Genomic DNA, 12159 nt, shown 5'->3' with positions numbered 1-12159 from the left:
AAATGAAAGATATCCCTCACGTAGTCTGCTGATGGACTCCTGGTGAGTGGGGTGGTCCTCGACGCCGAGAGTTCGAGACCATAGCGAAGTCCTGCGAAAATCCGTTGCCATCTGTGCCCCCGCAATTGAAATGTGAGTGAGTACACCAAACATACAATCCCGAAGGAAAAAGTTGTGCTCATCTAAGGAGTGGCGCGCTTGACGCTCACTGAACCGTCCCGGGTTTGATGCCGCTATCTTCTTTTCGAAAGATAGTGATTATGCCCAAGCAGTTTCCACCCGAAGTCCGTGACCGTGCAGTGCGCATGACCTTGGATCGGTTGTCCGAATATCCGTCTGTTTATGCTGCCTGCAAGGCACTGGCGCCGAAGCGCCAGTCGAACTGCAGAAGGAGGGCCTGATCCGCCACCTTGGCGTGAGCAACGCGACGGCGGAACAGGTTGCGGAGGCACGCGCTATCGCGCCGATCGTGTGCGTGCAGAACATGTACAACCTCGCCGTCCGCCACGACGACGAGCTGATCGATACGCTCGCAATAGACGGTATCGCCTACGTGCCCTTCTTCCCGCTCGGCGGCTTCAGCCCACTGCAATCCGAAGCGCTCTCTGCCGTGGCGTCGCGGTTGGACGCGACACCGATGTCCGTCGCCCTGGCCTGGCTGTTGCAGCGCTCCCCTAACATCCTGCTTATTCCCGGTACATCTTCGGTCGCGCACTTGCGCGAGAACGTCACTGGCGCGGGGCTCTCGTTCTCTGTCGAAGACCTCGCTGAATTGGACAAGATCGGCCGCTAACTGGTGAGACGTGTGTCCGGGACCTGCGTTCGTGCGACGGCAGGTCCCGGATCCCGGCCTCGCTGGACCCTGGCAGGCCTCGGCCTAAAGTCGCAGGCCGCCGGAAGAGTCCGATGTGCATCCCGTGAGCTGCGATGATCGGATGTCCCGTCGCCGATGAGTGTGGTCACCCAAATCGATACCGGAGGTAATCGAGACGTCTGCTGGTTCGCATTACGAAGCTCCTACCTGCCGCCCGGGTTCGCTCCTGGGTCTTGTTCATGAGCACGTTACGGGACCAGCCGTATTCAACCGCGCTGAGGGATACCGGGAACGCTGGTCTGGCGTCTTCGCCTTATCCAGCAGCACCGTGTCCAATTGTGCAACAGCTTGTTGCACAATTGGATGCGGCCAGGCTGTGGCCGACCCGCGTATGAAATAGGGGGTTGAGCCGGGACAAAGCTTCCATCTAAGGGACTTGAGACAACGGACTGTCTGCTAGCTTCCCCTGGCCCTCTCCGCCAGGTCTGAGCACAATGGCAAACGTTCGCAGTCCTAGGCATCAAAACTGCAGGTCATACCGAAGCGTCATGTCCGCGGCATGGAAATGTAACGACGTCATCCAGTATCCCGCAGACAGGAACGCGACATGATCCACGACCCGGACACCTCAACGCCGCGTTCCGCGTAAATGGCTAGACCTGCCCACCACGCCGATCACGCACTCATGTACGCCCGTAGAGTCGGCGGATACCTTCGCAGCGACCAGGACGCGACGGCGGCCGTCTTGCGATCTGACCATGACCCACGGCGCCAACAACAGCCAGGCCCTCTTCGGCCCTCTCGTCGAAGCTCGCCCAGCACCTGGCGCAGGCCGGAATGCCAAAGCCGCCACCCGCGCACGCGGTCGACCGAACAAGTCATGTCGAATGCCGCGTCCACGGTCATTGACAGGTATGACACACCAGTTCGGGCCAAGCCCGGTCCGTAAGTGCGACGAGGCACCCGTCGCTGACCAGCCGCACGACCGCAGTTTCCAGGATGCTTTCCTTTCCCTGCCCAAGAATTTCACCTGAGCTAGGGAAAACCATGGGAAGTCTTGATCGAGCGGCGGGATGGTTAACCCAGCAGCACACAAGTCGTACCGAGCCGCTTGAGCAGAGGCACGGAGCTATATACGCGGAGCAGGAAGAGCCATGAACCAAGCACCAGCCCAGGAAGTTGCCTCTCTCGTCTGCGGTAGCGGAACGGTTCACCGCAGGAGCCTGGCATGAAACGGATAGCAGCGACCCGGGCCCTCGGCCCGTCCTCCATCGGCACGGAAGTCACAGCGTCGAGCGGAATCAGTTACCCCGCCACGGGGCGGTGGACTCCATCCGCTGTTCCGCAGACCTGGACCCCCGGCAACGGCCTTCAAGACGGAGATCAAATCTGGCCCGACTGTTGCGACTGAAAGCCTGATCCAATGACCACCGCAAACCGGGCAGTGTGGCGCCCCACGATGGCTACCGCGCTCGTATCCATTTCGCTGGTCGGGTACTCCCTTCTGGGGAGCGGCCCGGATCCAACCACGGCGGACGCTGACGGGATCACCGCATTCCGCCCAACAAGTGCGGAAGGACCCTTTCCCGTGGCCTCCGTCACCGATGGGGACACGATCAGAGTCACCATCAACGGCAAATCAACGGGTTCCTCGATCAGCACTGACGCTACCCAGGGCGACCTCAATTCGCTGAACCACGACTGAGATCTTCGATCCCAGAAAAACTGGCCGCACGCCAACCTAGAAACTGCCCTTCCCTGCTCGAGAGCCAGCACGGATGGGCTCCTGGCAGACGAGCGCATGAGCGATGTGGCTTGGAGCAGTTCCGTGCGCGGGTCCACACTTCTGCAGAAATTTGTACACACGCTGGGGCCGGAAATGCCCCTGGGCTGCGACAACACTGAGCCCGTTGGTGGGCTTCAGTCCCACACACCATCGCTCCCAGTCACGCTCGCGCCGTTCCAGCCGGCGCTACCGCCCTCGACGGCACACTCGCCGCGGCCACGACGGGCTTCCGCGCCCGGTCTCCCCCGCAGGTCATATCAGAATCGTCCACGCAGAACATGGATACGCGTCATCAGAACCGGACGAGCAGCGGAAAGGACTCACGAGATGGCCAGTTGGGCAGCCGATCAAACCGTCACGAGGCGAGGGACACCGAATTTCCCTCCAGGTCATGTCGCATGGAACGTCCGGACGCATGAAGTGGTGCCCGGCAAAACCTGCAGACACGGACGGAAATGCAAGGTGAAGAACCGCCCGTGGACACCATGTGGACAATGTCCACACCCCTTTGGCCGGACAAACGGCCACATTCCCCCTCCCCCAGACTCCAAGATGGAGCGGAAATAACGAAAGGATCTCAAGAAAATCTCATCCAGGTCATGTCATCAGCGCAACCGCGAGACATGAATAGGTGACAGACCAACTACGGCCACCACAGCAACCGGAAAGGAGACACAAATGCCCCCACATCCCAGCAAACGGAGGGCCTACTCACCAGCGTCCTAACCCCGCCACCCACACAACCGAAAAGGCGACCGCGGCGCCAGGCACCGCCCGCGGCCAGTGTCAGAGGGACCCACGGAGGGTCAATGTCCACACATTAAAGCAAAACCCCCTCTGACGAGGGGGAATGCGTGCCCGAGGTGGGACTCGAACCCACACACCTTTCGATACCGCATTTTGAGTGCGGCGCGTCTGCCAATTCCGCCACTCGGGCGCGGAATACGCTGTGCAAACCGGTACGCCCACAGCTGATTGTGAGCAACGCGATCGCTTCACGTACGCGGAATTACTCTACATGCAGATAGGCTGAATTCCAGAATCGCGCCGCTGACGCCGCAATAGACCATGCAGATCAAACTACGGCCGCGGGCGCACCTAAGATGGTGATGTTCCGCCGTACCTTTCCAAGGAGATCCCGTGACTGAACAAACGGAGTCAAAACCCACGTCCCAGCCGGCGCGCCGCGTCATTGTGGCCGAGGATGAAACCCTCATCCGACTCGACATCATCGAGATCCTGCGTGGCGAAGGCTATGACGTGGTGGGCGAAGCAGACAACGGCGAGAAGGCCGTGCAGCTCGCCGAGGAACTCAAGCCGGACCTCGTCCTGATGGACGTCAAGATGCCGATTATGGATGGCATCACCGCAGCCGAGAAGATCGTCAAGGCCCGCATCGCCCCCGTGGTCCTGTTGACGGCTTTCAGCCAGAAGGAACTTGTGGAGCGCGCCCGCGATGCCGGCGCCATGGCCTACGTGGTCAAGCCCTTCACCCCGGCCGACCTCATCCCGGCCCTGGAAATTGCGCTCTCCCGCCACGAGGAAATCAAGGCCCTCGAAAGCGAAGTGTCGGACCTGCAGGAGCAGTTCGCCACGCGCAAGCTCGTCGAGCGCGCCAAGAGCCTGCTGACCACCAAGATGGGCCTGACGGAGCCGGAGGCCTTCCGCTGGATCCAGAAGACCTCCATGGACCGCCGCCTCAGCATGCGCGAGGTCGCCGAGACCATCATCAACCAGGTCAACTAGCACAACAGGCGACACCGGGGATTTCGGCAAGCTCAATCACCAGACGCCCGGAGACCAAAGAAAGGACCCCTGCCAACCGGCAGGGGTCCTTCCTTTAAGTTGCTATGTCGTCGGCCAGGGACCGAGCTTTTCCCTGGGTGCACCAGCTTCGCCGCCTAGGCTGCCGGCGTCGCCCAGGTCTCCGACCCGGTGAACCTTCAGCATGTTCGTGGAACCGGCCTTTCCGGGAGGCGAACCGGCGGCTATAACCACCAGGTCGCCGTCGTCCACTACTTTCAATTCCAGCAGGCTGCGGTCAACCTGGGCGGTCATCTCGTCAGTATGGCCCACCATGGGAACCAGCACCGGCTGGATGCCCCAGGTCAGCGCCAGCTGGTTCCACACGTGCTCCAACGGAGTGAACGCGAATACCGGCCTGATGGGGCGCAGACGCGACAGGCGGCGCGCGGAGTCGCCGGACTGGGTGAAAGTACAGATGTACTTTGCATCCAGCTGGTCGGCGATTTCGACGGCGGCGCGGGTGATGGCGCCACCACGGGTCTTGGGCTTGGTGCCCAGCGGCGGAACGCGTTCCAGGCCGTGGACCTCAGTGGATTCAATGATCCGTGCCATGACCTTGACGGTCTCGATCGGGTACTTGCCCACGCTGGTCTCGCCGGAGAGCATAACGGCGTCTGCACCGTCGAGAACGGCGTTGGCGCAGTCGGAGGCCTCCGCACGGGTGGGGCGCGGGTTGTCGATCATCGATTCGAGGACCTGCGTGGCCACGATGACCGGCTTCGCCCAGCGGCGTGCCAGTTCGATGGCGCGCTTCTGCACGATCGGCACTTCCTCCAGCGGAAGTTCCACACCGAGGTCGCCACGGGCCACCATGATGGCGTCGAAGGCGTCGATGATTTCGTGCAGCTGGTCCACTGCCTGCGGCTTTTCGATCTTGGCGATGACCGGCACACGGCGGCCTTCTTCGTCCATGATCTCGTGCACGCGGGTGATGTCGGAGGCGTCACGCACGAACGACAGTGCAACCATGTCAACACCGCGGCGCATGGCCCAGCGTAGATCGTCCTCGTCCTTTTCGCTCAGCGCCGGCACGTTGACCGCAACGCCGGGAAGGTTGATGCCCTTGTTGTTGGACACCATCCCGCCGACCGTAACCTCGGTAACGACCTTGACGTCGTCGACCTCGATCGCACGCAGGGCCACCTTGCCGTCGTCGATCAACAGGGCATCGCCCACGTTGACGTCCTCGGTGAGGCTCTTCAGCGTGGTGGAGCAGATGTCCTTGGTGCCCGGAACGTCCGCGGTGGTGATCGTGAAGATGTCACCCTCGGCCAGTGCGTGGGGGCCGTCCACAAAGCGGCCAAGACGGATCTTGGGGCCCTGCAGGTCAGCCATGATCGCCACAGGCTTGCTCAGCTGGGCTGCTGCCTTGCGGACATTCTCGTACGTGTTGTCGTGCACGGAGTAGTCACCGTGACTCATGTTCATCCGGGCAACATCCACACCGGCTTCCAACACCGCGAGGGTGTTCTCAAAGCTGGCAATTGCCGGGCCAAAAGTGGCCACAATCTTAGCGCGTCTCATATACCTACCCTAGTAGTGTCCTGCATTGGTTAAGTTGTTGTGGAGGTGAATCTGCGGCGAACTGACTGTTGTCAGAGAACCGCGATGGCCCGGTCCGTCGGAGCCACCGGCGCAGGCAGGATGGTGCTGCCCATGAGGAACTTGTCCACGGCGGCGGCACACGCCCGGCCTTCAGCGATGGCCCACACAATGAGCGACTGCCCGCGGCCGGCGTCACCGGCCACAAAGATGCCCTCCGTGTTGGTCATGTAGTAGCCGTCGCGGGTCACGTTGCCGCGCCCGTCGAATTCGGCGCTGACCTGCTCGGTGATGCCCGCCGGCTCGGCTCCGGTGAAACCCAGCGACAGGAAGACCAGGTCCGCCGGGATGATCCGTTCGGTGCCGGCCTTCGGGAGGCGCTTGCCGTCCACGAATTCCGTTTCGGCAACCTTGACGCCGGTGAGCTTGCCGTTCTCCCCGACAAACTCCACGGTGGAGGCAAGGTACGTACGCTCGCCGCCTTCCTCGTGGGCGCTGGCCATTTCGAACAGGGTGGGGAACGTGGGCCACGGCTGGTGCCCGGCACGTTCCGCTGGCGGCTGCTTGCCGATGGCCAGGGTGGTCACGGATGCGGCTCCATGGCGGTGTGCAGTTCCGAGGCAGTCAGCCCCGGTATCGCCGCCGCCCAGGATCACCACGTGCTTGCCCTTGGCGTGGATCTGGTTCTCCACCGTCTCCCCCGCGACAACACGGTTGGCCGGCACGAGGTAATCCATGGCAAAGTGCACGCCGTCAAAGTCACGGCCCGGGATGGGCAGGTCACGCGGCACGGTGGCGCCGGTGGCAATCACAACGGCGTCATACCGGCGGCGCAGCTGCTCCCACGTCACGTCGGTGCCCACTGCGACGCCGGTGCGGAAGCGGGTGCCTTCCGTCTTCATCTGCTCGATGCGGCGGTCCACCTGCTCCTTCTCCATCTTGAAGTCGGGGATGCCGTAGCGGAGGAGCCCGCCGATCTTGTCGTCACGCTCGTACACCGCCACAGTGTGGCCAACCCGCGTCAGCTGCTGCGCCACGGCCAGGCCAGCAGGGCCGGAGCCGACGACGGCAACGGTCTTGCCGGTCAGGCGCGTCGGAGGCAGCGGGTTGACCCAGCCGCTGTCCCAAGCTTCGTCGATGATGGAGACTTCAACCTGCTTGATGGTGACCGCGGGCTGGTTGATCCCCAGCACACAGGACGCCTCGCACGGCGCCGGGCAAAGCCGGCCGGTCCACTCGGGGAAGTTGTTGGTGGCGTGCAGCCGCTCAATCGCTTCCTCGCCCTTGTCCCGCCAGGTGAGGTCATTCCACTCGGGGATGAGGTTGCCCAGCGGGCAGCCCTGGTGGCAGAACGGCACGCCGCAGTCCATGCAGCGGCCGGCCTGGGCCTTCAGGACACCCTTTTCCTGGGCCTCATAGACTTCCTTCCAGTCCATGATGCGGACGGGAACGGGACGGCGCGGCTGGGTTTCACGCTGGCGTACTTTAAGAAATCCGCGTGGGTCAGCCACCGGTTACCTCCAGGATTCGAGCCCATACTTCTTCGCCATCGGGGTCGAGGCCCTCTTCGATGGCGTCCAGTCGGGTTTGCAGGACTGCCGCGTAATCGCGCGGCAGCACTTTGGTAATGCGGGCAGCGGTGTCGTCGAAGTTCTCCAGCAGCCGGGCTGCATGCAGAGATTCCGTTTCCTCGACATGCTTCACCAGCAGGCCGTGGACAATGTCCCGGTCTTCGGCGTCGAGTTCAACGAGCTGGAGTTCGCCGGACTGCAGGGCGTCCTTGTTGACCTGCGTGGTCTGCAGGTCCAGCACATAGGCGGTGCCGCCGGACATGCCGGCGCCGAAGTTGCGTCCGGTGCGGCCGATGATCAGCGTCTGCCCTCCGGTCATGTACTCGCAGCCGTGGTCTCCGATGCCTTCAACAACTGCGGTGGCCCCGGAGTTGCGGACCATGAAGCGTTCGCCCACCTGGCCGCGCAGGAACATCTCGCCGCTGGTGGCGCCGTAGCCGATCACATTGCCGGCAATGACGTTGCTTTCGGCCTTGAACACGTTGGTGCGGTCCGGCCGGACGATGATCCGCCCGCCGGAAAGGCCCTTGCCCACGTAGTCGTTCGAGTCACCGAAGAGGCGCAGCGTGATGCCGGCGGGCAGGAAGGCGCCCAGCGACTGTCCCGCGGTACCGGTCAGCGTGATGTCGATGGTGTCCGGCGCCAGCACGTCCGTGCTGAACGTCTTGGTCACCGTGTGGCCCAGCATGGTGCCCACCGAGCGGTCCGTGTTGATCACGTCCACCGCGATCTTCACCGGGCTGCGGTCAGTCAGCGCCTCCGTGGCCATGGTGATCAGCCGCTGGTCGAAGTGCTTGTCCAGCTCGTGGTTCTGCGAGGTCATGTTGCGCAGCGGAGCGTCGTCGTCGAACTCGAGCCCGTGCAGGATCGGGTCCAGGTCCAGGCCGTCGGCCTTCCAGTGGTTGATCGCTTCGCGGGCATCCAGCACCTCGGCGTGGCCGATCGCCTCTTCGATGCTCCGGAAGCCGAGTTCCGCGAGGATCTCGCGGACTTCCTCGGCCAAGAATTCGAAGAAGTTGACCACAAATTCGGGCTTGCCGGTGAAGCGGGCCCGCAGCTCGGGGTTCTGCGTTGCGACGCCCACGGGACAGGTATCCAGGTGGCAGACGCGCATCATGATGCAGCCTTCCACCACCAGCGGGGCGGTGGCGAAACCGAACTCCTCGCCGCCGAGCAGCGCGGCGATAACAACGTCACGGCCGGTCTTGAGCTGGCCGTCCACCTGGACCACCACACGGTCGCGCAGGCCGTTGAGCATCAGCGTCTGCTGCGTCTCAGCGAGCCCGAGCTCCCACGGCACACCCGCGTGCTTGAGCGAGTTAAGCGGGGACGCGCCGGTTCCGCCGTCGTGGCCGGAGACGAGTACGACGTCGGCCTTCGCTTTGGTGACACCCGACGCCACAGTGCCGATCCCCACTTCGGAGACGAGCTTGACGTGTACCCGGGCCGAGGGGTTGGCGCGCTTCGCATCGTAGATGAGCTGCGCGAGGTCCTCGATGGAGTAGATGTCGTGGTGCGGGGGCGGCGAAATCAGGCCGACGCCGGGCGTCGAGTGGCGCGTCCGGGCAACCCAGGGGTACACCTTCTGCGCCATCAGCTGGCCGCCTTCGCCGGGCTTGGCACCCTGCGCCATCTTGATCTGGATGTCATCCGCGTTGGTCAGGTACAGGCTGGTGACGCCGAACCGGCCCGACGCGATCTGCTTGACGGCAGAGCGGCGCTTCGGGTCCAGCAGGCGGTCCACGTCCTCGCCGCCTTCACCGGTGTTGGACTTGCCGCCCAACTGGTTCATGGCGATGGCGAGCGTCTCGTGCGCTTCCTTGGAGATGGAACCGTAGCTCATGGCGCCGGTGGAGAAGCGCTTCACAACGCTGGAGACGGGCTCCACTTCCTCCAACGGAACAGCAGGACGGTCGTTCTTGAACTTGAGCAGCCCGCGCAGGGTCATCAGGTTCTCGGACTGGTCATCCACGCCCTTGGTGTAGGCCTTGAAAATGTCATAGCGGCGCTCACGCGTGGCGTGCTGGAGGCGGAAGACGGTCTCCGGGTTGAACAGGTGCGGCTCGCCGTCGCGGCGCCACTGGTATTCGCCGCCGCCCAGGAGCGGGCGGTGCGGCAGTTCGATGCCGCCTTCGGGGTAGGCCATCTGGTGCCGCGCCGAAACTTCGGCGGCGATAACGTCCAGGCCCACGCCGCCCAGCTGGGAATGCGTGCCGGCGAAGAACTCGTCCACCAGTTCCTGTCCGAGGCCCAGGGCCTCGAACGTCTGCGCACCGGTGTAGGACGCAACAGTGGAGATGCCCATCTTGGACATGATCTTCAGGACGCCCTTACCAAGGCCCTTGATCAGGTTGTAGACGCCGTCCTGCGGGGTGACCCCCACAACGTCACCGGCGGTGATGAGCTGCTCCACGGATTCCATGGCCAGGTACGGGTTCACGGCGGAGGCCCCGTAGCCGATCAGGACAGCCACGTGGTGCGTCTCGCGGACGTCGCCGGCCTCGACCACCAGGGCGGTCTTGGTGCGGTTGGCGCTGCGCAGCAGGTGGTGGTGCACGGCGCTGACCAGGAGCAGCGACGGAATCGGGGCCCACTGCGCGTTCGAGTCACGGTCGGACAGCACAACGTACTGCACGCCGCGGTTGATCGCGCCGGACACCTGCTCGCAGATCTCGGTGAGCCGGGCACGCAGGGCGTTCTCGCCGCCTTCGGGGCGGTAGAGGCCGCGGACCTTCATGGCCACGCGGTCGCCGTCGGGCGTTTCGATGTTGGCGATCTTGGCGAGCTGGTCGTTGTTGATCACGGGGAACGGCAACATGACCTGCGGCTGGCGGACCTGCTTGGTGTCCAGCAGGTTGCCGTTCGGGCCGATGGCGCACGTCAGCGACGTGACCAGCTCTTCACGGATGGCATCCAGCGGCGGGTTGGTGACCTGCGCGAAGGACTGCACAAAGTAGTCGAACAGCAGCCGGGGACGCTTGGACAGCACTGCGATCGGGGTGTCCGAACCCATGGCACCCAGCGGCTCGGCGCCGGTGCGGGCCATCGGGCCGAGCAGGATCTTGAGCTCCTCGGTGGTGTACCCGAAGGTCCGCTGGCGGATGTTCACGGACGCGGCGGTGTGGACCACGTGCTCGCGCTCGGGGAGGTCCTTGAGGTCAATCAGGTTGTCCTTGACCCACTCGGCCCAAGGGTTCGCGGCAGCGACCTCGGCCTTGACCTCTTCGTCGTCGATGATGCGGCCGGCCTCGGTGTCCACCAGGAACATCTTGCCCGGGGAAACCCGGCCCTTCTTGACCACTTTGGAGGGTTCGACGTCGATCACACCCACCTCAGAGGCGAAGATGATCAGCCCGTCTTCGGTGATCCAGTAGCGTCCGGGGCGCAGGCCGTTGCGGTCCAGGGTGGCGCCGACGAGGTTGCCGTCGGTGAAGGAGACGGCCGCGGGGCCGTCCCACGGTTCCATGAGCAGGGAATGGTATTCGTAGAACGCCCGCCGTGCCGGATCCATGGTGGCGTGGTTTTCCCAGGCCTCGGGGATCATCATCATGATCGAGTGCGTGATGGGGCGGCCGGAGAGCCACAGCAGCTCGGCGACTTCGTCGAAGGACGCGGAGTCTGACGCACCGGGCGTGCAGATGGGGTATAGCTCTTCCGGGGAGTCACCCAGCAGCGGGTTGGCGAGCTGGGACTGGCGGGCGCGCATCCAGTTCCGGTTGCCCTTGACGGTATTGATTTCACCGTTGTGGGCGATGGTGCGGAACGGCTGGGCCAGCGGCCAGGACGGGAACGTGTTGGTGGAGAAGCGCGAGTGGACGATCGCCAGCTTGGTCTTGAAACGCTTGTCCGAGAGATCGGGGTAGAACGGCTCCAGCTGGGCCGTGGTGAGCATGCCCTTGTAGACGATGGTGCGCGAGGACAGCGACGGGAAGTACACGCCGAACTTGTTCTGGGCACGCTTGCGGATCCGCCAGGCGCGTGAGTCGAGCTCGTTGCGGTCGAGTTCCTCGCCGGTTGCCGAGGCAAGGAAGGGCTGTGAGAAGTAGGGCATGCAGGCGCGGGCCATGGCGCCCACAAGGTCTGCGACGATGGGCACTTCGCGCCAGCCGAGCACGGTCAGGCCTTCATCGGCGGCAAGGCCTTCAATGCCGGCCTTGGCGGCGTCCGCTTCGCGCTGCTCGGCAGGGAGGAAGGCGGTACCGGCTATGAACTGGCCCGGTGCGGGGAGTTCGAATTCTGTGACGGCGCGGAAGAACTCGTCCGGGATCTGCATGAGCAGGCCGGCACCGTCACCTGTTCCCTCGTCGGCACCCACCGCTCCACGGTGCTCCAGGTTGCGGAGCGCGGTCAGCGCGGCGTCGACAATGTCGTAGCCGGGCTCGCCGCGGAGCGTTGCGATGATCGCCAGCCCGCAGGCGTCTTTTTCGTTCTCTGGGTTGTATAGACCCCGGGCCTCGGGCAGCGCGGCAAAGCGCTTGAACGGCGACATGGCAGCCTCAGGCTGGTCCGGTTCGGACCAGCTGGGAGTGTGAAGAGTTTGGCTCATGGGAGACGTCCTTCCTCCTGATCGTGCGTATGGGAGGGACACCGTTGGCCCCACTCGTCAGCGCCTCTGTGATGGGCACAACAAAGTGTTATTT

Annotated in this window: 5 protein-coding genes, 1 tRNA gene and 1 pseudogene; 3 read left to right on the top strand and 4 right to left on the bottom strand. The window is 63.7% G+C overall.

The window, feature by feature from the left end; all coding sequences use genetic code 11:
• Positions 1-379: 379 nt before the first annotated feature.
• Together NIBR502772_RS10940 and NIBR502772_RS10935 are read left to right on the top strand one after the other, a co-directional pair.
• Positions 380-793: pseudogene (locus tag NIBR502772_RS10940) on the top strand (aldo/keto reductase); the annotation flags it as partial.
• A gap of 1444 nt (positions 794-2237) precedes the next feature.
• Entirely contained in the window at positions 2238-2519 is a 282-nt protein-coding gene (locus NIBR502772_RS10935; protein WP_141140189.1) for a hypothetical protein, read from the top strand.
• Positions 2520-3455: 936 nt separating this feature from the next.
• Here the strand turns inward: NIBR502772_RS10935 and NIBR502772_RS10930 are convergent.
• Positions 3456-3537: transfer RNA gene (locus tag NIBR502772_RS10930), tRNA-Leu, on the bottom strand.
• A gap of 203 nt (positions 3538-3740) precedes the next feature.
• Here NIBR502772_RS10930 and NIBR502772_RS10925 point away from each other — a divergent pair.
• Positions 3741-4346, top strand: coding sequence for an ANTAR domain-containing response regulator (locus tag NIBR502772_RS10925; protein WP_056345656.1), 606 nt, complete (start codon positions 3741-3743; stop codon positions 4344-4346).
• A 102-nt stretch (positions 4347-4448) separates the two neighbouring features.
• On the opposite strand, the gene pyk is transcribed toward NIBR502772_RS10925, so the two are convergent.
• The 3 genes from pyk to gltB all read right to left on the bottom strand — a co-directional run bounded on the left by pyk (position 4449) and on the right by gltB (position 12065).
• A complete protein-coding gene (gene pyk / locus NIBR502772_RS10920) occupies positions 4449-5930 on the bottom strand; it encodes a pyruvate kinase (protein ID WP_104062009.1) in 1482 nt (493 codons plus the stop codon).
• A 71-nt stretch (positions 5931-6001) separates the two neighbouring features.
• Entirely contained in the window at positions 6002-7459 is a 1458-nt protein-coding gene (locus NIBR502772_RS10915) for a glutamate synthase subunit beta (protein ID WP_104062008.1), read from the bottom strand.
• Positions 7452-12065: a glutamate synthase large subunit gene (gltB, locus tag NIBR502772_RS10910; RefSeq protein ID WP_141140188.1), complete on the bottom strand. Its 4614-nt coding sequence runs from the start codon at positions 12063-12065 to the stop codon at positions 7452-7454. Before gltB ends, NIBR502772_RS10915 begins: the two co-directional genes overlap by 8 nt.
• Positions 12066-12159 lie beyond the last annotated feature (94 nt).

The sequence above is a fragment of the Pseudarthrobacter sp. NIBRBAC000502772 genome (genome assembly GCF_006517235.1).
Lineage (GTDB): Bacteria > Actinomycetota > Actinomycetes > Actinomycetales > Micrococcaceae > Arthrobacter.
Note: the sequence above shows the minus strand (reverse complement) of the source record. Positions and strands in the feature narration are given on the sequence as shown.

Bases quoted from the DNA above. Each gene is read 5' to 3' on its own strand.
- NIBR502772_RS10935 (WP_141140189.1), top strand. From the start codon at position 2,238: ATGACCACCGCAAACCGGGCAGTGTGGCGCCCCACGATGGCTACCGCG.
- gltB (WP_141140188.1), bottom strand. From the start codon at position 12,065: ATGAGCCAAACTCTTCACACTCCCAGCTGGTCCGAACCGGACCAGCCT.
- pyk (WP_104062009.1), bottom strand. From the start codon at position 5,930: ATGAGACGCGCTAAGATTGTGGCCACTTTTGGCCCGGCAATTGCCAGC.